We start from the raw sequence: 20,623 nt of genomic DNA, 5'->3' as shown, positions 1-20,623 counted from the left end.
CAGGTCTTTGTCCTGCATTTCACGAGCGAACGTTGGAACACCAACAGTGACCGTGGCGGCGTAAACACCATCACCAGCTAAGGGGCTGTTTTCAGAGTAATGCAGCCCCACATCGGCGGTAGAATCGTTTCTACGCTCTTTCCATTGGCTTTGTTCGTCGCAGCGAAGGTAACCGTGGAGTACGGGAGTCGCGTCTTGGTTGCGTTGTCCGTCACCTTGATCTCAATATGATACCGCTCGTTCTTTGCGGGAACATGTTCACTCCACTGAGCAGGTGTTCCCATCTGCATCCACATAGCTTCGGCGCCCTCAAGCTCCAACTGGATTGTCAGCCCGTCGTTGATGACTCTACCTATTAGAACTGCGCTTTCCGTTGGATCTTTCGGTGAGGTGAGCGTCTTGATCTGCGGCTCTTCCGCTTGCGCAAGGCATGTGGCGACTGGCAGTGCTATTGCGGATCCTAAAGCGAACAGCAACTTTTGGGTGTTTGTCATCTCAAGTGCTCCTGGCTGAGTGAAGCTATCGCGGATGCAATTTCCAACGCCAATTAGATCTCACTGTCGTTTCCACCAATCACGTTTGCAATAGCATCAATGGCTAAGTTCATCTGCAAGCCCTTTGAATAGCTACGTTGGTACTTCACTCTAGCCCATGGACTGCCTACTGCCGGTTAGCTGTCAGAAATGTAATATTTCAAACAGCTAATCAACGCTGCTCCCGCATAGGCTTTCGATTGCCGACCTCTGGCCCAGGCTGTGTGTGCGTGTGTGTAAAAGCGCGGGCACCTTCTTGAAGAAGTCGTTGCTACGTAAAAACTGTCAGCGCCGCAAGACCGGCGCAGCGAACTTCGTCTACAGGGCACATCGAAGGACGCCATTGATCTGCGAAACCACCTGCATCGTTGCGGCTTCGATCGTTCCTTCATTACGGCATAAAACCCAGCCGTGATCTGCAATCGCTCGTTCGAACGCCTGGGTACAAGCGACATGTTCTTCCAACCGATGGATCACAGTACTGCTCAGCCCACGCTGTCGTGCCGCTGCCCTCGCCCATGAAATATCAGGGGCGGTGACAACTCCGACATGCAGGTCTGGCACTCGCACGTTTCGATCAATGTTCAACTGCAGAATCTCTGCAAACGGGATTATCCGGCGAAACGCGGCATCAGATGGATACCAGCGATCAATCAAGATGATGCTGCCTGGTGGTTGTTTAGTCAGCACGTGCCGGGAGATCCAGGCACGGCTATCGGCGAAGCGCTCACAAACTTCCAACTCCAGATCCCGGCTGGGATTTCTGACGAGTTTGTTCACGAGGGCCATTGTTTCACCCCTGTAGGGATCGCTTTTTTTCTCGCAAAGCCGGATCACTTTTTTGTTGTCTGCCCTCAGTACTTTCGTGACGGCCTCCAACAGTGTGGTTTTGCCGGCTCCCTTGGGCCCATCTAGAGAAACAAACAGCGGACGATTCATTCTTCACATAACGATTGATACACGGTTTTTTTTGCCCTGTTCGTTCGCTGGAACCGCTTGGCGCGACTACCCGAATCGAGTGCAGGGCCCTTATGAGCAGACACTGATGGGCACTCTAACTTAGTTTCTGGCGAATGAATGTCCCCCGATGCATTCATGACACCTGTCGATACTGGCGCGGCGTAAACCCGGTCAATGCCTTGAACTGTCGTGTGAACGCACTGTGGTCGGTGTAGCCGCACTGCAATGCCACGTCGGTAATGGGAATGTCGGTGTGCAGCAGTCGGTGCGCATGTTCCAGTCGAATCTTTTGAATCATCTGCCGTGGCGTCAGGTGGAACACTCGCTTGCAATACCGTTCCAGTTGCGCCACCGAAATACCGGCGATCCGCGTCAGTTCGCCCAAGGTGATACGGCGATTGAAATGCGCGCGAATGTATTCATCCACCGCCGCCAGGCGCTGATAGGCCGGGTGAGCATCACTGGCCGATTGCAGATCGACCGAAATTCCCGCCAGGCCCATGATTTCACCGCTGCGGTTATACAACGGGCGTTTATGCGTCAGGCACCAACCGGGTTCTCGACTCCCATATAAATGCAATTCCAACTGGTCTTCCAGAACAAAGCCTTGCTCCAGTACACGACGATCCTGTTCGGTGTAGCCAGGCCCCAATTGTGCTGGAAAGACTTCAGCGCTGGTTTTGCCAAGCAGCGGTTGCAACTGTTTCAACCCGCAGCGCTGAACCAGCGTGCTATTGGCCATGACATAACGCGCCTTCATGTCCTTGATAAAGATCGCGGCATTGGGGATCACGTCCAGCATCGGCAACAGCAGTGCCACGCCCGCCAGTAATTCTTCGAGGGTATCGGGGCGATTCAGGTCGTTTCCTTGGCACAGGATCGCCAATGCGTTCTGCGTCATGACGCTTGTTCTCCCACTCTGCGGACAAGCAAAAATCCTCCCTTGCGCCCTCTCCGCTCAGCAACTGGCCTTCACTTCGGAGCCGTTGTCGAGGCGCGCGCAAGCAGATTGCCCCAAGGTTTACCCCGTGTCGAGGCCACAAGGATTGTGCTGATTTCGTCATTTGCATTCATGGAAAACATCAATCGCTATCGCCCCTGACGCGTTCACTCTATCCGCAGGTTCGGTGGCCTGGTGGTGGCAACCGGCGTACCGGCACACTTCTAAAGGATGGGTTCATGAAACGAGTACATGTCATCGACTCCCACACCGGCGGCGAACCGACTCGCCTGGTGATGAACGGATTTCCCCAATTGCCCGGCCAGACCATGATCGAGAAGCGTGATGCCCTGCGCGATCAGCATGACCACTGGCGCAAGGCCTGCCTGCTGGAGCCCCGGGGCAACGATGTCCTGGTCGGCGCCCTGTATTGCGAGCCGGTCTCGCCGGATGCCACCTGCGGCGTCATCTTCTTCAACAATGCCGGCTACCTCGGCATGTGCGGTCACGGCACCATCGGCCTGGTCAACTCGTTACATTACTTGGGGCACATCGCTCCGGGTGTGCACAAGATCGACACGCCGGTCGGCCCGGTCAGCGCGACGCTGCATGAAGACGGCACGGTGACCCTGCGCAATGTGCCCGCCTACCGCTATCGCCAACAGGTGCCGGTAGACGTCCCCGGGCACGGCTGCGTCTACGGCGATATCGCTTGGGGCGGCAACTGGTTTTTCCTGGTGTCCGACCACGGGCAAGTGTTGCAACTCGATAACGTCGAAGCGCTCACCGATTACACCTGGGCGATGCTCAAGGCCCTCGAAGCCCAAGGCATCCATGGCGAAGACGGCGCCGTCATCGACCATGTCGAGTTGTTTGCCGACGACGACCAGGCCGACAGCCGCAACTTCGTCATGTGCCCGGGCAAAGCCTACGACCGCTCGCCCTGCGGCACTGGCACCAGCGCCAAACTGGCATGCCTGGCTGTCGATGGAAAACTGACCGCGGGTGCGCCCTGGGTACAAGCCAGCATCACCGCCAGTCAATTCGTCGGCAGTTACGAATGGGAAGGCGAACGCGTCCGCCCGTTCATTACCGGCCAGGCCTTCATGACCGCCGACAGCACGCTGCTGATCGACGAACAGGACCCCTTCGCGTGGGGCATTTGAGCGAACACGCTGCATTCCCCACCTCAATCAAGCTGAATAAACGCTTCTAGGAGTGCCAACAATGAGCGCAAACATCTTCACTGGCTGCATGCCTGCACTGATGACCCCTTGCACCGCCGAGCGCAAACCCGACTTCGACGCGCTGGTGGCCAAAGGTCGCGAACTGATCGATATCGGCATGAGTGCTGTCGTGTATTGCGGTTCCATGGGTGACTGGCCTCTGCTCACCGAAGCCGAGCGCCAGGAAGGTGTGGCGCGTCTGGTCGCTGCCGGCGTTCCGACCATCGTCGGCACTGGTGCCGTCAACAGTCGTGAAGCGATTTCCCACGCGGCGCATGCGGCCAAGGTCGGTGCCCAGGGCCTGATGGTCATCCCTCGCGTCCTCTCCCGGGGTGCCTCGCCGGCCGCGCAAAAAGCTCACTTCGCGGCGATTCTGGAGGCTGCTCCAAATCTGCCGTCGGTGATCTATAACAGTCCTTACTACGGCTTCGCCACCCGTGCCGAGCTGTTCTTCGAACTGCGCCGCGAACACCCGAACCTGATCGGCTTCAAGGAGTTCGGCGGTGCTGCCGACCTGCGCTACGCCGCCGAAAACATCACGTCAAAGGACGATGACGTCACCCTGATGGTCGGTGTCGATACCCAAGTGGTGCATGGCTTCGTCAACTGCAACGCCACCGGCGCTATCACCGGCATCGGCAACGCGCTGCCCCGCGAAGTGCTGCAATTGGTGGCCCTCAGCAAGCAGGCGGCCAAGGGTGACGCCACGGCTCGCCGCCTGGCCAAAGAGCTGGAATCTGCGCTGCAGGTGCTGTCGTCCTTCGATGAGGGCTGCGATCTGGTGCTCTATTACAAGCACCTGATGGTGCTCAATGGCGACAAGGAATACACCCTGCACTTCAACGAAACCGATGCGCTCAGCGATGCCCAACGGCGCTATGCCGAGACTCAGTACACGTTGTTCCGCCAGTGGTACAAAAACTGGTCGGCCGAGCAGAACGTTGCCTGATCCCACCCTGACTGCGCCCGCTGTAAACCCGCCCGGCTTTGCAGCCGGGCCACTTATTCCAGGAAAGCGCCATGACTCTGCCTGCTGCACACAACCCGCACGACATCGCTGACATTGCCGTGGTCGGCGCCGGCATCATCGGCGTCGCTTGCGCTGTGCGGCTGGCACGTCAGGGTCTGCGGGTGGTGGTCCTCGACCAGCAAGACCCTGGCCGGGGCGCCTCGTTTGGCAATGCCGGGCACCTGGCGACCGAACAGGTGTTTCCTATCGCCGACCTGTCCATCCTCAAACGTCTGCCCGCCATGCTCACAGACCCAATGGGGCCGTTGCGCCTGGACTGGAAATACCTGCCACGCGCTCTGCCCTGGTTCACTCGCCTGTTGCTGAACCTGCGACATGCCCCCTTCCAACGAACCATCGCCGGCCTGCGCGCACTCAACGAAAGCAGCCTGGGCGCCTGGCACCGACTGCTGGAGGACATTGCCCGCCCCCATCTGCTGCGCGAAGACGGCTCGTTGCTGGTGTTCGAACGGGCGGACTCGCATAAAGCAATCGAAGCGCTACAGGCTCGGATGCGCCATCAACACGTACCGGTCGACTACTGGCAGGCCAACGCGGTGCGCGAGGCGGCGCCACAACTCAGCGAGCGAATTCAGGGCGGTCTGTTCTTCCCGCGCACCGGTCATTTTCTCGACCCTTACCGAGTGGTCTGCGAACTGGTCCATGCCGCCAAAGCCTGCGGCGTGCACTTCCTCAAGCACCAGGTCCTGGGCGCACACCTGCATGAGCACGGCGTCTCGCTTATCACCGACCAGGGCCGTTTCACCGCACGCCAGACCCTGATCGCCTGCGGTGCTCACTCCGCGAAGTTGACGGCAGCGCTGACCGGCAAAAAAGTACCGCTGGATACCGAGCGCGGCTATCACCTGATGTTGCCCCATGAACACGGACGGCTGCCGTTCGCCGTCACCTCGCTGGAGCGCAAGTTCATCATGACCCCGATGACCGATGGACTGCGCTTGGCCGGCACCGTCGAGTTTGCCGGCCTCGACCGAGCGCCGGTGATGGAGCGTGCCTGGCAGTTGCACCGGTTAAGTGAAGGTCTGTTCAAGCGCGATTTGAACGCTGAGGCGGCGACGCCGTGGATGGGGTTTCGCCCGTCCTTGCCGGATTCCCTGCCGATCATCGACCGGGTGTGCGACGGCAAAGTGCTGCTCGCTTTCGGTCACCAGCACCTAGGCCTGACACAGGCCGCAGTCACAGCCGAACTCATCGCGCAACTGGCTTCGCCTGCGCCTCATACCCATGAATTACCGGACATTGCGCCCTACAGGTTGGATCGATTCTGAAGGTCACCCGCCGCCGGGCGGGTGTGGCAAGTTTCAAACACTGGCATACACTGCGTACACCCATGCAAACGAATGACTGTTCAACGGATCGCCAGGTCCTCGGCAATCCGGGCATCCCAAAATGATCTGGGTGAAGCCAACATGAAAACGGTCACGGCCCTGTTCAGATGCCTGTTCGCTGCCAGCCTGTGCGCGGCGGCGAGCACCTGCGCCCACGCTGCGTCCCCTCCCGGCATCGACTGCGCCAAGACCAGGGTCTCCGTCGAAAAGCTTATCTGTCGCGATCCACAACTGACGCAGATGGACATCGAACTGACGCGTCTTTATCGCCTGGCGCTCACCGATGAACGTTCAGTTCCGCCCCCGGACAAAGTCATCATCGACCAGCAGTTCTGGATCGATGCCCGCAATGGGTGTGCCTCGGGACCGGAGCAAAAGATGTGCATCATCCGCAGTTATGCCGAGCGTGCGCACCAGCTTCGCCAAGGCTCGGCCATCGTGAGAACCAAGGATCCAGACCGACTCACCGAAGGCCCCCTGGCGTTTCGTTGTGCAGGCTTTAACACGCTGATTACTGCCACTTTCTTCAGTACGCAGCCGGGTGTCGTGTACCTGAAATGGGCCAACACCGCGATCACCCTGAGCCAGGTGCCGAGCGATTCGGGCACTCGATACACCGGCAAGGATTACCAGGGCAATTACAGCTTTTGGCAAGACGGCAACGCGGTGCTTTTCCAGAAGCCAGGCTCACGGGAAATGAGCTGTACGGTCGAACCGGTCAGTTGATGGCTTTGGCGCAAAACCACCCACCGTCTCAGTGCCCGCGAATGTAATGCTCCAATTGCCGAATCAGATCGGCCTGCTCGACGATGGCTTCCTTGACCAGATCGCCAATCGACAGCAGGCCAATCAGTTCACCGTCTTCCACCACCGGCAAATGACGCAGATGACTGTCGGTCATGACGGCCATGCAGCGCTCGATGCTTTGCTGACTCGGCGCAGTCACTACCGGCGAGCTCATGATGTCGCGCACTGGCGTCCCCACTGAAGAGCGCCCCTGCAGCACGACTTTGCGGGCATAGTCACGCTCGCTGATCACCCCGACCACCTGGCCTTTGTCGATGACGGGAAGTGCCCCGACATTCTTTTCGGCCATGAGCTTCAGGGCCTCCAGCACCATTTCATCAGGTGCGATGCTATGCACCTGACGGTTCTGCACGACCTTGAGTTTGAGCAACTGTGCGGCTGTTTTCATACGTGGCTCCGATTCGATTGCGTGATGCAGTTAATGGCCTTCAAACCGCCGCGACCTCCACCCTCCCCCCGTTCAACCGCACCGGCCAGACCCGCAAACGCTGTTGCGGGTACTCCAGGCAACTGCCGTCCTCGAGCCGGAAATGCTGTTTGTAGATCGGCGACGCCACCACCAGGTCGCCCTTGATGCTTCCGATCAACCCGCGCCCGATGACATTCGCCCCGGATTGCGGGTCATGGTTGTCAATGGCGTAGAGGGTCTGCCCCTCGACTCCGGGCAGGTAGAACAGCGCCACTTGTGCGCCGTCGAGCCAGACGACCACGCCGGAGTTACTGACCAGGTCCTGTTGGTCGCAGACGGTTTGCCAGGCGGCGGTGTTTTCCAGGGGCGCAATGCGTCGGGTAGTGGGCTGGCTCATCAGGCAATCTCCTCGGTGACAGGGATAAGGTTGAGTTCGGCGGCCATGATCGGACGCCGCTGACCGCGCTCCTGGACAAAGTGAATGTCCGGGTCCGGGCGTTTGTCGTTGACGAAGGTACGGAAACGCTTGAGTTTTTCCGGGTCTTTGAGGGCGTTGGCCCACTCGCATTCATAGCGGTCGACCACCAACTGCATCTGCGATTCGAGCTCTTCACCCAGGCCGAGGCTGTCGTTAATGATCACCTCCTTGAGGAAGTCGAGGCCGCCTTCCAGGCTTTCACGCCATACCGAGGTGCGCTGCAATTTGTCGGCGGTGCGGATGTAAAACATCAGGAAACGGTCGATGTAGCGGATCAGGGTTTCATCGTCGAGGTCGGTGGCAAACAGTTCGGCGTGACGCGGTCGCATGCCGCCGTTGCCGGCGATGTACAGGTTCCAGCCTTTCTCGGTGGCGATCACGCCCACGTCTTTGCTCTGGGCTTCGGCGCACTCACGGGTGCAACCGGACACCGCGAACTTAAGCTTGTGCGGCGAACGCAGGCCCTTGTAGCGGTCCTCGATGAGCAGGGCCATTTTCACGCTGTCCTGTACGCCATACCGGCACCAGGTGCTGCCGACGCAGGACTTCACCGTGCGGGTCGATTTGCCGTAGGCGTGCCCCGTTTCGAAACCGGCTTCGATCAGCTCGGCCCAAATGTCCGGCAACTCGTGCAACTGCGCGCCGAACAAATCAATACGCTGACCGCCGGTGATTTTGGTGTAGAGGTCGTATTTCTTCGCCACCACGCCGATGGCGATCAGTTTGTCGGCGGTGATCTCGCCACCTGGGATGCGAGGCACCACCGAATAGGTGCCGTTTTTCTGCATGTTGGCCATGAACGTGTCGTTGGTGTCCTGCAGCGGCACCAGTGAGGCGTCCATGATCGGCTGGTTCCAGCACGATGCGAGGATCGAGCCCACCGCCGGTTTGCACACGTCGCAACCGGTGTGGCCACGGCCATGTTTGGCCAGCAGTTCTTCGAAGGTGATCACCCCTTCTACCCGTACCAATGCGTAAAGCTCCTGACGGGTATAGGCAAAGTGTTCGCACAGGCTTTTGTCGACGCTGACGCCGCGGGCAATCAGCTCATGTTCGAAAACCTGCTTGAGCAACCCGGCACAACCGCCGCAGCCTGTGCAGGCCTTGGTTTGCGACTTGAGCAGGCCGAGGTCGGTGCAGCCACCGTCGATGGCCGAGCAAATGGAGCCCTTGGTGACGTTGTGGCACGAGCACACTGTGGCCGATTCGGGCAACGCGCCCGGGCCCAGGGTCGGCGCGCCTTCGGACGAGGGCAGAATCAGGCTGGCGGGTTCCGCGGGCAAGGCAATCGCGTTCTGCATGTATTGCAGCAGCGTGTCGTAATAGCTGTTGTCGCCGACCAGCACCGCACCGAGTACGTGCTTGCCTGTCGCATCCACCACCAATCGGCGGTAGCTGGCGGTGGTTTCGTCGATGAATTGATAACTGCGCGAGCCCGGCGTGTTGCCATGCGCATCGCCGATGGAGCCGACGTCAACGCCCAACAACTTGAGCTTGGTCGACATGTCCGCGCCCTTGAACGGCTCGGCGACTTCGTTGCACAGCCGTGCAGCCACGCCGCGCGCCATCTGGTAGCCCGGGGCGACCAGGCCAAAAATGCTGCCATTCCACGCGGCACACTCGCCGATGGCATAAATGTTCGGATCGCTGCTCAGGCATTGGTCGTCAACCACCACGCCGCCGCGCGGGCCGACTTCCAGCGAGCACTGGCGGGCCAAGGTATCTTGGGCGCGGATCCCGGCGGAAAACACAATCAGGTCGGCCTCCAGAAATTCGTCATTGGCGAAATTCATCCGATAGCGATATTCCTCGCCTGGGCTGATCGATTGAGTGCCTCGCGACAGGTGCACGCCGACGCCGAGGCGTTCGATCTGGGCCTTGAGTGCACGACCGCCCTGCTCGTCCAGCTGCACCGGCATCAGGCGCGGCGCGAATTCCACCACGTGAGCTTCCAGGCCCAGGCTTTTCAGGGCATTGGCGGCTTCCAGTCCGAGCAAGCCACCGCCGACCACCACGCCACGTCGGGCATTGGCCGCAGCGGCGCGGATCGCATCAAGGTCTTCAAGGGTGCGGTACACCAGGCGCGAATCGCCCTCGGCGCCTTCGATCGGCGGCACAAACGGGTAGGAACCGGTGGCCAACACCAATTTGTCGTAGGCGACGCAGCCTTGCGCGGTGATCACCTGGCAGCGGGCGCGGTCGATTTCCAGGACCGGCACACCCAAGTGCAAGGTGACGCCCGGGGTCTGGTACAACGAGGCTTCACCCAAGGCGAGCGACTCGGCATCACGTCCGGTGAAGTATTCGGAAAGGTGCACACGGTCGTAGGCGCGCATCGGCTCCTCGCTGAAAACGTGCAGCCGATAGTGATCAAGGGCACCGCGCTCGATCAGCTGTTCGACACAATGATGTCCGACCATGCCGTTACCGATCACGATCAGCGTTTGCAGCTTGTTCAACGCGGCGACATTGGAATTCATAAGAAGTACCCGACTAAGCCCATCACGGTTCAAAAAGCAAAAAAAAACGCCTGAAACCTTGCGGTTCCAGGCGTCTTTGCCTGTTCTTTTGCGGTGTTGAAACCAGACGTCTATGCCTGACCCACCGATGTTGCCCACGAATCGATCGTCGTTGACCGAAGGGGCTGCCCACTCGACTGCGTTCACGGTGGGCCTGATCGATGTAATGCAGCGATTGTGCCAAGCGCTGAATGTCAGTGTTTTACGGCACCTTCCGGGACTTTAAGGAGATCAACGTGGCGGTTTCTGCCTTGGCTTAGTGCATGCCACCGCACGAAAGCTTTATTAAAGTGCATTCGCACGCTTGGCTTATAGATACCAGCGATACTCCCGCGCACTGATCTCCTGCATGAACGCCAGATGATCCTGGCGCTTGTTCTCGCAATACACGTCTACGAACTCCGCTCCCAGCCCTTCGCGCAGCTGCGGTTGATGCTGCATGGCGCGCACCGCTTCGAGCATCTCCAGCGGGAAGTCGACCCCACTGTTGCGGTCTTTATTGAGCGGCGGGATCGGTTCGTTGCCTGCTTCCAGGCCCTGTTCGAGTCCCACCAGAATCGCCGCCAGCACCAGGTACGGGTTGGCATCGGCACCGGCCAGGCGATATTCGATGCGCAGGTTTTTCGCATCCGATTCCGGAATGCGCAGGCACGCATCACGATCCTCAAAGCCCCAGCTCGCCCGGGTGGCGATGTTGGTGGTGCCGCCCAAACGGCGAAAGGCGTTCTGGTTCGGCGCGAAGATCGGCATGCAATGCGGCAGTAATTCCAGGCAACCGGCTACGGCATGACGCAACGATTGCTGCTGATTCGCGGCGAGGAGGTTGTTGCCGGCGGCGTCATACAGACTGACGTGCACATGCATGCCGCTGCCCGGGTGCTGCAAGTAAGGCTTGGCCATGAAGCTGGCGCGATAACCGTGTTTCAGGGCCACGCCACGGGTGCTGCGACAGAACAAGGCCGCCCAGTCCGCCGCTCGCAAGCCATCATCAAGATGCCCGAAATTGATCTCGAACTGGCCCGGGCCAAGCTCGGCGGTGATCACTGTGGTATCGATGCCTTGGGCCCGCGAGGCTTCGACCATCTCATCCAGCACCGGCGCAAAACGTGACAGGCGCTCGATGTGCATGTTCGGCTGATCGTCGGCATCGTCGGTCAGATCATCCCGGGGGAATTGCGGCAGTCCGTCGCGCAGCTTTTTATCGAACAGATAGAACTCCAGCTCGAACGCCACCACCGGATGGATGCCTTTGCCGGCGAGCCTGTCCAACACCTGCGCCAGGACCTGGCGCGGCTCGAACACGATCGGCTTCTCGGTGCCGTCCGAGGTGATCAGCATTTGCCCCAGCGGTTGTGCTTCCCAGCTGACCGGCTTGAGTGTGCCGGGCACCAGGCGGCGCAGCGCATCCGGGTCTCCGTCGTTAAAGCAGTAGTCGCCAATTTTGAACAAACCGCCTTGCACACCGAGCAGCACACAGTTTTGCGGCAGTTTCAGCGCGCTGCCGGACGCGACCTTTTCCAGCATCTCCACGGGATAGCGCTTGCCGTAGAAGTGCCCCGGAATGTCCAGGGAAATCAGGTCGACATAACGTACATCAGGGTAGCGTTGGCGAAAGGCGTGCACCTCGGCCAGCAGATCAGCGTCCATCATGGTTGGTCCTATTGTGGTGATCAGGTGTAGACCCAGAGCACTCGCGTGAGGTGCTCGGTGAGGTTGCCGTAGCGGCAACGGGTATGGCTGTCGAACTGAAAGCTGTCGCCGGCCTGCAAGGTGACGGCGTCGTCATCACCCAACCACAGCGTCAACTCGCCTTCGAGCACGTAGCCGCCCTGCTCCGAGCTGTCGCTCAAGTGCCGTTCGCCACTGCTGGCGCCGGCTTCGAGGTGACTTTCGAGCATGGAAAACGAAGCCCGCATCTTCGGCGACACCAGAATGTCGGTGATGCCGTTGGCGTAGTACAACGTGCGGCGTTCATCCGGCCGGGTGACCCACGGCAGTTCCTTGGGTTTGGGCAGGCTATAGAAATAGGTGGTCGGCACGCCCAGGGTTTCGCTGATCGCCGTCAGGTCGGCCACGGTGGGTCGTGACAGGCCGCGTTCGACCTGTGAGAGAAAGCCGACGGAACGACCGATCTGATCAGCCAGATCCTTCAAGGTGTACTTCTTATGCTTGCGCAGATCGTGAATCAGGATCGCCAGCGCGGCGATTTCTTCTTGCTTGTTCATGCCTGGAATTCCGCCAAGTGATTCATCAAATGCTGTCGCGCAGTCGATACCACGCCTTGCCGATGGCTTCCAGCGGCGCCGCCAGGTATTTACCGCCGGGGAAGCTGGGGTTACTCAAGCCCTGATACAACGCCAGTTCATCACTCTGGCCGAAAATCGCGTCGGACACGGCGCGGGCAGCGGCCAGTGTGGGCAGCACGCCATGCCCGGAATACCCCTGAAGCCAGTAGCGATCACCCTTGCGACCGATGTCTGGGGTGCGTTTGAGCGTCAGGTCAATGTGCCCGCCCCAGGCGAACTCTAGCTTCACGCCTTTGAGCTGCGGGAAAACCCGTTCCAGAAACGGCCGGGTTGCGCCGGCAATGTCCCTGGGCATCCCACCCAGATACGTGCATCCACCGCCGAACAGCAAGCGGTTGTCCGGCGTGCGACGGAAATAGTCGAGGACGAACTGGTTGTCGGTGACGCAGACATTGCTCGGCAACAGCGCCGTGGCCTGCTCGGCCGTCAGGGGCGCGGTGGCGACTTGATAAGTGCCCACCGGCAACACGCAACTGGCCAGCTGCGGGTCGAGCTCGTCGAGATAGGCATTGCAGGCCAGCACCAGCACATCCGCGCGAATCGATCCGCGTTCGGTGTTTACCAGGAATTGACCGCCCTCCTCTCGATAACTCAACGCCTTGCTTTGTTCATGGATACGGCCGCCCGCACGCTCAATGGCGGCGGCCAGGCCGAGGGCCAGTTTCAGTGGATTCAGGTGCGCGCCTTCAGGGTCATAAAGCCCGGCCTGATAGCGCTCGCTGGCCACCCATTCCGGCAACTGTTCACGGCGGATGAACTGCAAGCCATCGTGGCCCCATTTGTGGCTGGCTTCGTGCTGCCACTCCGTCAGCAGACCAACCCGACGGGGCATCACCGATGTCCACAAATGGCCAGCGCGGTAATCACAGTCGAAACCATGGCGAGCCGGCAACTCACGCAGCTCTTGCGCAGCCCAGCGCATGCCGTCCCACAACCGCCGCGCACGCTCGTAGCCCAACGCTGCTTCCAGCGGCGGCATGTCACACGACCAGCCGAGAATGGCCTGCCCGCCATTGCGGCCCGACGCGGCCCATGCCACGCAGCTGGCTTCCAGCAGCGTCACCCGCTTACCAGCCAAAGCCAGGCGCAACGCAGTATGCAGGCCGCTGAAACCGGCACCGATGATGACGATTTCGGTGGTTTGCTCACCGGCAAGCGCCGGTCGGGTGGTCAGGCGATCAGCGCAACTGTGGGCGTAATAGCTGGCGACATGCTGCGTGGACTGCTGAAACATACAAGCCTCATGAAATTATATTTTTATAATTTCATGAAAAACTACAGCATAAATTTCATGCAGGCAACTCAGGTGTGCGGCGATTTATGCCACGGGTAGCCTTGCGCGCTGAGTTGAAAGGCGTAATCGAACAGACGCTTCATGTACTCGCCATCGAATTTCTGATTGCGCGGGCAGATAAAATCCGCGCCGATGTACGCCAGATTGAAATCTGCGCCGTCCTGCTGGGCGATCCGGTAAATGTGATTGAGGTCGCTGATCCCCTGGGTCTGGATCAAGGTGCTGATGGCTCGCCCGCCGATGCTCAAGGTCCGGCGCTTGGTACCGGACCACTGCGGTTCCAGTTTGCCATTGCGAATGACATAGAAATGCCGGGCACGGCGGATACGCGCGCCGGCCACGCTGTTCAACGCCATCACGGTGCCCGGCGGGTAAAGGAACACCTGAGTGAGGACGCCTCCGTCCACGTGCATTTCCTGAAACTGTTGGCCGTCGACCTCCACATCGATCATGACCGGTGAAACGGCACCGGGAATGCTCATCGACGCGATCATGATGTTGCGAAACAGGTGCAGCGCGCCCGGTGCTCCGCTGGAAGCAATCGCGCCCATGTTCCAGGTGACGGGCCGCCCGGCATCGAGGTCGGTGGTGCCGATCATCAGCAGTCGTCCCTTGGCGTATTGCGCAGCGATGGCCGCTAACACGTCGGCGGTGATGTACTTGGCAATGAGGCGCGCCAGGGGCTTGCTGTCCGCGATGCCGTCGCTGGCCAGGCGGGTCAGCACACTTCGCGCATGGAACACATCTTTCGGACCGATTGCGCTGCAGATCCCCAGGATGACCGGGTCATACTCAGGCCCCAGGTATGCGAACGGTGCGACCAGGGCACCTGCGCTGATGCCGGTGACGACTTTGAAAGGCGGTCGGCTCCCATGCAAGCTCCAGCCGGCGATGATGCCCGCCGCGAAGGTGCCGGCGTCGCCGCCCCCCGAAATGGCCAGGTAGTAAGCCAGTGGCAGCGCATCGGTCGGCAACTCTGTGTCGGCGAGCGCCTCGACCTCGCGATCGTTGGCCAGGCTCGCATCCACGATGAACGCCGTCAGGTCCCGGTCCAGCCAGTAGCGCGCATTCGGGATGCCCGGAATGACTGCTTGTTCCGTCAGGTCTTGCGGCACCGCATCACGGCGTTGCAGGCACCCTTCACGCAACATGTTCATTGTTGAGGCGCTGGGCCTGGGCAGAAATGGTTTCACGACGCCTCCTCCGGTCCCTGCCATCGACAGAGCGCACTCGACTGACTCGGTGAAAACTGGCCTCCGCCATCATGCGCGCCCCCTAAAACCCATGACTACTTTTCAGTCAGGCGGCGGTCTCCTGAAGACCAGCAATTTGCCGGTGGCTCTCTGCACCACCTTGTCATTCTGATTGAGGGTCTCCATGAACATCGTCACTACGCCCCGGTCGGGTTTGGAGCTGGACGGGTCGATGGCCTGCACGGTGCATTGCAGGCGCAACAGGTCATCGGGGTAAGTCGGTGTCGGCCAGCTCAGCTCGATGCCCAACCCGATGATGCCGTCCGCCAACGGCACGCTGTCCACCAGCAGCTTCATGGTCAGGGCGGCGGTGTTCCAGCCGCTGGCGGCCAGGCCGCGGAACAGGCTCAACTCGGCAGCTTCAGGGTCGAGATGAAACGGTTGCGGGTCGTACTCCTGGGCGAAGGCCAGCATCGACGCTCGATGGACCCGCACGCTGTCGCTTTCGAACTGCTGACCCAGGCTCAGGTCATCGAGGTAGAGTTTTTCCCAGGCATGTACGGTCATGATTGTTCCCTGCGCAGCGCATCAGGAATAGCCGATTTCGCTGAGATCGATGGCTACCAGCAAGGCATCCATGTCAGCCAGGCCGTCCTTCCCGCGTCGGTAGGCACGACGCTTGCCGGGCATGCGCAGCCCGTCAGCCTCGATGTAGTCAGACACATATTGGGTGGCAGGCATACCACCACTGACATCCACGTTGTAGTCGTGTCGCCGCAGCAGGAAGTCTTCACCGAAGTAGAAATCCTGTACGGCGCAGTGCGTGGCGATGCTTTCGGGAAAGTGCACCCGCAAGCGGCGCCAGCGCTCGGTTGCTTCTTGCCAGGGTTCGATTTCCTCGGTCACCACCCCCGGCCACTTGAACAGAAAAGGCATGGTCAGGTAGGACCAGAGCGCATACCCGTTGAAGTACGCGCGATGCAGCGGGTCCCACGGGGTGTTTTCGGTGTGGTCGCCAAAGGATTCCCGGGGCGCCCGGCGCTCGGCGATCACCTGCCCGTCGGTGGCTTCGATGGCGATTCGATCGGGTGAATAGGCTGTCCGTTTATCCGGGCCACCGAAGGGGGTTACCGAGGCTTTCTGTTCATGCAGCCAAACGGTCATCTGGCGAGGGGCGCTGTCTTGGGTCAGCCCTTTCGCGGCCCAGAGCGAGCCGCCGGTCACCAGGGTGGCGCGCACAGTGTTGAAGCTGTTCCAGCGGTCCAGACCGCCATGGGCGATCAGCACCTGATCCAGCAGTGGATGATCCTGCGCATTCACAGTGGCGGCCCTCCTGTTTCCGATGGTCGATCCTGCACCCACTGCCAGAATAATTGATAGCCGACGGCAAGGACCACTGGCCCGATGAACAGCCCGATGATGCCACTGGTGACCATGCCGCCCAACGCACCAATCAACACCACCGGCATCGGCACGTCGACACCGCGCCCCAGCAACAAGGGCTTGAGGACGTTGTCCACCAGGCCGGCAATGAACACATAGATGGCGAAAATAATGGTCGCGGTGCTGGCGCCTTCGGTGGCAAAGACGAAGGCAATCACCGGTAGCGTAATCAGCGTCACCGGCAATTGCATGATGCCGAGCAGCAGCACCGCCAAGGCCAGCAGACCGGCACCGGGGATGCCCTTGAAGACAAAGCCGAGGCCCACCAGCAGCATCTGGATGAACGCGATGCCGACCACGCCCAACGCCACCGCACGGATGGTGGCGGTGCACAGTTCAGCGATTTTCGGGCCCCGTGCCGGACCGCTGACTCTGGAGGCAATCTGGACCGCGGCGCGACTGCCGCCTTCGCCATGGGCCATGAAAATCCCGGCAATGATCAAGGCGAAGATGAACGTCAGGAAACCCATGCCGACACCCGCGAGTTTACCCAACAGGCCCAGGCTGACGTGTTTGATTTGCGGTACGTATTTGGCGGTCAGCTCGGGAAGATTGGTGGAGGCTTGAAGCCACAGATCAGAGAGTGGCCGGCCCACCAACGGCCAACTGGCAACTGACTCGGCCGGCGGTGGAATGTGAAAACCGCCGCCCTTGACGACGTCCATCGCCCGTTCGACCGAATCGGCAATCGAGGTGCCCAGCAGGTAGATCGGCACCATCAGGATGACGATGGCGATCAGAATGATCAGCGTCGCGACGTGCCCGGGTTTGTGGCTCCCCCTGAGTCGCTCTTGCAGCGGATAGAGGGTGATCGCCAGGATCAGCGACCACAACATCAAGTCGCGGAACGGGCTGAATATCTGGAAACAGAAAAGTACCAGCACCGCGATCAACCCGGCACGAATCATTACATCGAGCAGGGTGCGGCTCAGCGTTTTCTCGGTAAAGGGTGTGGGCTCCACGGGTGGCTCCTTGCAGATCACTGCAACGGTAGCGGATCGGTTAGCCCAGCATAGACGCTCAATACACGGCGTGAGGCCTCAACGCAATTTCAGTGGATCGACCAGTCCGGCGGCAATGGCCATGCCCACCAGGTCCGGCAGGTTGCTGGCCTGCATGCGCTTCATCACGCGTGAGCGATACAGGTCGACGGTTTTTGCGCTGACGCCCAGTTGCTCGGCGATTTCCCGAGTGGTGTAACCCTGCACCAGCGGCAGCAAGACATCGCGCTCGCGGGGGGTCAGTGTCAGCAAACGGGCTTGCAAGGCGTCATGGCCCTGATTACCCGAACGGTTGGCCGCGCAGTTGCTCAGCGCCTGTTGCACGCTGTCCAGCAACAACTGCTCGTTGTAGGGTTTTTCGATGAAGTCATGGGCGCCTGCCTTGAACGCGCGCACCACGATGGGCACATCGGCGTGGCCGCTGACGAAGATGATCGGCAGGTTCAACTCCCGAGCGCGCATTTCTTCCTGGACGTTCAACCCGCCCATGCCGGGCATGCGCACATCCAGCAGCACGCAGGCGTCGAGCGTGGCATCACAGGCGCTGAGAAACTCCACGCCACTGGTAAAGGGCAAGGCCTTGAGCCCGACCGATTCCAACAGCCAGACCGTTGAATCGAGCATGCCCTGGTCATCGTCGACCACATACACCACGTGCTCAGTCACACCTGCCATTGCGTTATTCCTGTTGTTGTTTTGTTGGGCCGGCAAGCGGCAAGCGGCAACCCATCAGCAGCCCGACCGGTTGGCGCCGAGCCTGCAATTCACCGCCGAAACCTTCGATGATGCTGCGGCTCATGGACAAGCCAAGGCCCAGGCCATCGGCCTTGCTGGTATAGAACGGGGTAAATATCTGCTCCAGTTCGGGCTCACTGACGCCCGGCCCCTGGTCTTGCACACGGATTTCCACGGTGGCACCACCACCCTGCTCCGCCGTCATCACGATCAGCGAGGGCTGCCCCGGATGTTGTTCGCGATTGGCGTCGATGGCATTGCGCAGCAGATTGAGCAGCACTTGCTCCAGCAACACCCGGTCGGCATAAACGGGCGGCAGATTATCCGGCAGTCGATCCTCGATTGTCACTTGGCAATTGCTCGCTTCCCAGGCACACAAACGCACGGCCTCACGGGCGACGTCGGTAAAATTCAGGGCCTGCATGCGCCGCTGCCCCTTGCGCAGAAATGCCCGTAACCGCTTGATCACTTCCGAGGCATGGGTGGCGTGATGGGTGATGCGTTGCAGCCCTTTCGCCACGCGTTCGGCGGCCTCGGGGTTGGTGTCGAGCGTCTGTAAATAGCGTTGACTGGCATTGGCGTAATTGACCACGGCGGCCAACGGCTGGTTGATTTCGTGGGCAATGCCCGAGGCCAGCTCGCCGAGCGTGACCAGTCGCGCCGTGTGTGCCAATTCGTCTTGATGGCGGCGCTGTTGTACCTCGCGCAACTCGCGCTCGGTCATGTCCCGCGCCACCAAAGAGTAATAGCGCTCGCCGCCGGCCGAACGGTGCGCCAGCAGCACCAGCGACACCGGCACCGACGTGCCGCCACCGGGCGGTTGCAACCGTGCATCGGTGCTCCACACGCCGTCGCGTTCGGCGCTGCTCCAGCCGTCACGTTGCAGGCGCGTCAGGTCAGCGCTGGCAAACAGCTGCGCCAGGGCCGGCATCGGTTGTTGCTCGTCGATATCGAGGATGCGCCGTGCGGCCGGGTTGAGGTAAGTGACTTGCCCGTCAGGGTCGATGAACAACACCGGATCGGTGTTGGCCTCGACCACTTCCGCCAGGCGCCGCTTGTTTTCTTCGGCCTGTACCCGGGCGGTGATATCCCGGGACACGCTGACCACCTCGACCACCGCGCCGGTGTAGGTTTCACGGATCGCCCGGCTGGCGGTTTCGAACCACAGGTAATGCCCGGCGCGGTGGCGAATGCGGTACGTCATGGTGTGATAACCGTCCTGCTCCAGCGCGTCCCGCGCACGCTGCACCAGGTTGGCGAGGTCCTGGCCGTGAAACAGGCCCTGGGCCATTTGCCCGCGCAACTCTTCGGGCCAGTAGCCAAGCAATGTCCAGGATGCCGGCGAGGCATCGAGAAAACGCCCGTCCGGGGTGTGCCGGGAAATCAGGTCGGTGGTGTTCTCGATGATCAGCCGGTACAACCGGCGGGCCGTGGCGGCTTCGCGTTCGGCCAATACTTGTACCGTGGCGTCGCGGCAACGGGCGAGCACGCGGTTGTCCTGGGGATCGGGGATAAACGTCCAGATCAGAATCTGCGCCTCGAACTGGGCCTCGACCCCTTCGATGGCACGTTGCTGGTCGAGGCAGGCACGCACCAACACCCGATGATTGACCGGCAAAAAGCCCAGCACCTCGGTCAGCGGCTTTTCCGCGAGCAGGGCCAGCAGCGCCGCATTGAACTCCAGCGGTCGGCCCTGCGCATCGAGCAACAGACTCGGTTGTGGGTCGTGCCCCAACAGCGGAGACCCCCGCAGCATGCCGTTGACGCTGCTGAGCAAGGTGGTCAACAAATCCTGCACCCAACCCAGCCAGTCCAGACTCACGCCGTCGCAGACTTCCACCAGCAACAGGCCTGACTGCCCCGCCTGCAAGGCCAGATCAAACACCTGGCCATGGCTGATGGCTGCGCGGCGTAATCGGCCGGACAGCCAGCAATCGAGTTGCCGCACCTGGGCCAGGTCCAGGCGCCCGGTCTCGCCCAGCCGATCAAACAGCAGCTGATCGCTGGCCAGCGACGGATCGCCAAGGCCCGGCGGGAAATGCTGGGCGGCGCCTTCGTGGCTGTAAATTCGCGCGCTGGGTTGCCAGCTCAGGTAAACCGCCCGCCGCACCTCGGGACATTCCTGCAGCGCACGGCACAACGCATCCGCCCGAGCGGCCAGGGACACGCCCTCGCGCTGCAGGCGCAACCAGCTGTGCAATCGAACGGGAGTCAGGGTCATCACAGGTCCGCATTGTCGGGAGAGCCAAGAATATACCGGCGCTAGAGGTATCGCCGCATTCATTTGGAGGCAGAAGAATCAAATATAGTACATCTACTATACTGCGTAGGTTGTACTTCCATATCCATGGCAGATTGTTATATAAAGCACACCGGACATAAAGGATGACCTCAGCGGCTACGCTGAACAGGCCCATCCAT

The 20,623-nt window shown here is 60.6% G+C and carries 19 protein-coding genes; 4 read left to right on the top strand and 15 right to left on the bottom strand.

What is annotated here, in order from left to right:
* Positions 1-77: 77 nt before the first annotated feature.
* The 3 genes from AB4N91_RS12040 to AB4N91_RS12030 all read right to left on the bottom strand — a co-directional run bounded on the left by AB4N91_RS12040 (position 78) and on the right by AB4N91_RS12030 (position 2,394).
* On the bottom strand, positions 78-494 hold the full coding sequence (locus AB4N91_RS12040) for a hypothetical protein (protein WP_460112487.1): 417 nt from the start codon (positions 492-494) through the stop codon (positions 78-80).
* Positions 495-851: 357 nt separating this feature from the next.
* Positions 852-1,472: a dTMP kinase gene (locus AB4N91_RS12035; protein WP_010460277.1), complete on the bottom strand. Its 621-nt coding sequence runs from the start codon at positions 1,470-1,472 to the stop codon at positions 852-854.
* A 154-nt stretch (positions 1,473-1,626) separates the two neighbouring features.
* A complete protein-coding gene (locus tag AB4N91_RS12030) occupies positions 1,627-2,394 on the bottom strand; it encodes an AraC family transcriptional regulator (protein WP_169857753.1) in 768 nt (255 codons plus the stop codon).
* 278 nt (positions 2,395-2,672) lie between these two features.
* On the opposite strand from AB4N91_RS12030, the gene AB4N91_RS12025 reads away from it, so the two are divergent.
* The 4 genes from AB4N91_RS12025 to AB4N91_RS12010 all read left to right on the top strand — a co-directional run bounded on the left by AB4N91_RS12025 (position 2,673) and on the right by AB4N91_RS12010 (position 6,743).
* Positions 2,673-3,599, top strand: coding sequence for a 4-hydroxyproline epimerase (locus tag AB4N91_RS12025; protein WP_010460281.1), 927 nt, complete (start codon positions 2,673-2,675; stop codon positions 3,597-3,599).
* A 61-nt stretch (positions 3,600-3,660) separates the two neighbouring features.
* Positions 3,661-4,608, top strand: coding sequence for a dihydrodipicolinate synthase family protein (locus AB4N91_RS12020; protein WP_010460283.1), 948 nt, complete (start codon positions 3,661-3,663; stop codon positions 4,606-4,608).
* Between the two features lie 71 nt (positions 4,609-4,679).
* A complete protein-coding gene (locus AB4N91_RS12015) occupies positions 4,680-5,957 on the top strand; it encodes an NAD(P)/FAD-dependent oxidoreductase (protein WP_010460284.1) in 1,278 nt (425 codons plus the stop codon).
* 141 nt (positions 5,958-6,098) lie between these two features.
* A complete protein-coding gene (locus AB4N91_RS12010) occupies positions 6,099-6,743 on the top strand; it encodes an MliC family protein (protein ID WP_010460286.1) in 645 nt (214 codons plus the stop codon).
* A 28-nt stretch (positions 6,744-6,771) separates the two neighbouring features.
* Here AB4N91_RS12010 and AB4N91_RS12005 read toward each other — a convergent pair whose 3' ends face one another.
* The 12 genes from AB4N91_RS12005 to AB4N91_RS11950 form a co-directional block, all read right to left on the bottom strand.
* Positions 6,772-7,212: a CBS domain-containing protein gene (locus AB4N91_RS12005; RefSeq protein WP_010460288.1), complete on the bottom strand. Its 441-nt coding sequence runs from the start codon at positions 7,210-7,212 to the stop codon at positions 6,772-6,774.
* 40 nt (positions 7,213-7,252) lie between these two features.
* Positions 7,253-7,630, bottom strand: coding sequence for a nitrite reductase small subunit NirD (gene nirD / locus AB4N91_RS12000; protein ID WP_010460290.1), 378 nt, complete (start codon positions 7,628-7,630; stop codon positions 7,253-7,255).
* Positions 7,630-10,191: a nitrite reductase large subunit NirB gene (gene nirB / locus AB4N91_RS11995; protein WP_010460292.1), complete on the bottom strand. Its 2,562-nt coding sequence runs from the start codon at positions 10,189-10,191 to the stop codon at positions 7,630-7,632. The genes nirD and nirB overlap by 1 nt, the downstream gene beginning before the upstream one ends.
* A 348-nt stretch (positions 10,192-10,539) precedes the next feature.
* On the bottom strand, positions 10,540-11,880 hold the full coding sequence (locus AB4N91_RS11990) for a glutamine synthetase family protein (protein ID WP_460112486.1): 1,341 nt from the start codon (positions 11,878-11,880) through the stop codon (positions 10,540-10,542).
* Positions 11,881-11,900: 20 nt separating this feature from the next.
* Positions 11,901-12,455, bottom strand: a complete 555-nt coding sequence (locus tag AB4N91_RS11985; protein ID WP_010460296.1) for a helix-turn-helix domain-containing protein — start codon at positions 12,453-12,455, stop codon at positions 11,901-11,903.
* A gap of 25 nt (positions 12,456-12,480) precedes the next feature.
* Entirely contained in the window at positions 12,481-13,770 is a 1,290-nt protein-coding gene (locus tag AB4N91_RS11980) for an NAD(P)/FAD-dependent oxidoreductase (protein ID WP_460112485.1), read from the bottom strand.
* Positions 13,771-13,838: 68 nt separating this feature from the next.
* Positions 13,839-15,023, bottom strand: a complete 1,185-nt coding sequence (locus AB4N91_RS11975) for a patatin-like phospholipase family protein (RefSeq protein WP_042932066.1) — start codon at positions 15,021-15,023, stop codon at positions 13,839-13,841.
* Between the two features lie 102 nt (positions 15,024-15,125).
* Entirely contained in the window at positions 15,126-15,590 is a 465-nt protein-coding gene (locus AB4N91_RS11970; protein ID WP_010460302.1) for a MaoC family dehydratase, read from the bottom strand.
* 21 nt (positions 15,591-15,611) lie between these two features.
* Positions 15,612-16,343: a hypothetical protein gene (locus AB4N91_RS11965; RefSeq protein WP_154911703.1), complete on the bottom strand. Its 732-nt coding sequence runs from the start codon at positions 16,341-16,343 to the stop codon at positions 15,612-15,614.
* Positions 16,340-17,428 (bottom strand): AI-2E family transporter, encoded by a 1,089-nt coding sequence (locus AB4N91_RS11960; RefSeq protein WP_083376750.1) that lies wholly within the window; start codon positions 17,426-17,428, stop codon positions 16,340-16,342. Before AB4N91_RS11960 ends, AB4N91_RS11965 begins: the two co-directional genes overlap by 4 nt.
* Positions 17,429-17,506: 78 nt before the next feature.
* On the bottom strand, positions 17,507-18,142 hold the full coding sequence (locus tag AB4N91_RS11955) for a response regulator transcription factor (RefSeq protein ID WP_010460308.1): 636 nt from the start codon (positions 18,140-18,142) through the stop codon (positions 17,507-17,509).
* 4 nt (positions 18,143-18,146) lie between these two features.
* Positions 18,147-20,423 carry a PAS domain-containing sensor histidine kinase gene (locus tag AB4N91_RS11950; RefSeq protein ID WP_083376748.1) on the bottom strand — a complete coding sequence of 759 codons (2,277 nt, stop codon included), beginning with the start codon at positions 20,421-20,423 and terminating at the stop codon, positions 18,147-18,149.
* Positions 20,424-20,623 lie beyond the last annotated feature (200 nt).

Source organism: Pseudomonas sp. H3_D04, from assembly GCF_054669175.1.
This window is presented reverse-complemented; position numbering and strand designations above follow the sequence as displayed.

What these genes read in the sequence shown, in the direction of transcription:
- AB4N91_RS11980 (WP_460112485.1), bottom strand. Translation starts at nt 13,770, where the DNA reads ATGTTTCAGCAGTCCACGCAGCATGTCGCCAGCTATTACGCCCACAGT.
- AB4N91_RS12025 (WP_010460281.1), top strand. Translation starts at nt 2,673, where the DNA reads ATGAAACGAGTACATGTCATCGACTCCCACACCGGCGGCGAACCGACT.
- AB4N91_RS12020 (WP_010460283.1), top strand. Translation starts at nt 3,661, where the DNA reads ATGAGCGCAAACATCTTCACTGGCTGCATGCCTGCACTGATGACCCCT.
- nirB (WP_010460292.1), bottom strand. Translation starts at nt 10,191, where the DNA reads ATGAATTCCAATGTCGCCGCGTTGAACAAGCTGCAAACGCTGATCGTG.
- AB4N91_RS11950 (WP_083376748.1), bottom strand. Translation starts at nt 20,423, where the DNA reads ATGACCCTGACTCCCGTTCGATTGCACAGCTGGTTGCGCCTGCAGCGC.
- AB4N91_RS12005 (WP_010460288.1), bottom strand. Translation starts at nt 7,212, where the DNA reads ATGAAAACAGCCGCACAGTTGCTCAAACTCAAGGTCGTGCAGAACCGT.
- AB4N91_RS12030 (WP_169857753.1), bottom strand. Translation starts at nt 2,394, where the DNA reads ATGACGCAGAACGCATTGGCGATCCTGTGCCAAGGAAACGACCTGAAT.
- AB4N91_RS12015 (WP_010460284.1), top strand. Translation starts at nt 4,680, where the DNA reads ATGACTCTGCCTGCTGCACACAACCCGCACGACATCGCTGACATTGCC.
- AB4N91_RS11970 (WP_010460302.1), bottom strand. Translation starts at nt 15,590, where the DNA reads ATGACCGTACATGCCTGGGAAAAACTCTACCTCGATGACCTGAGCCTG.
- nirD (WP_010460290.1), bottom strand. Translation starts at nt 7,630, where the DNA reads ATGAGCCAGCCCACTACCCGACGCATTGCGCCCCTGGAAAACACCGCC.
- AB4N91_RS12010 (WP_010460286.1), top strand. Translation starts at nt 6,099, where the DNA reads ATGAAAACGGTCACGGCCCTGTTCAGATGCCTGTTCGCTGCCAGCCTG.
- AB4N91_RS11985 (WP_010460296.1), bottom strand. Translation starts at nt 12,455, where the DNA reads ATGAACAAGCAAGAAGAAATCGCCGCGCTGGCGATCCTGATTCACGAT.
- AB4N91_RS11990 (WP_460112486.1), bottom strand. Translation starts at nt 11,880, where the DNA reads ATGATGGACGCTGATCTGCTGGCCGAGGTGCACGCCTTTCGCCAACGC.
- AB4N91_RS12040 (WP_460112487.1), bottom strand. Translation starts at nt 494, where the DNA reads ATGACAAACACCCAAAAGTTGCTGTTCGCTTTAGGATCCGCAATAGCA.
- AB4N91_RS12035 (WP_010460277.1), bottom strand. Translation starts at nt 1,472, where the DNA reads ATGAATCGTCCGCTGTTTGTTTCTCTAGATGGGCCCAAGGGAGCCGGC.
- AB4N91_RS11955 (WP_010460308.1), bottom strand. Translation starts at nt 18,142, where the DNA reads ATGGCAGGTGTGACTGAGCACGTGGTGTATGTGGTCGACGATGACCAG.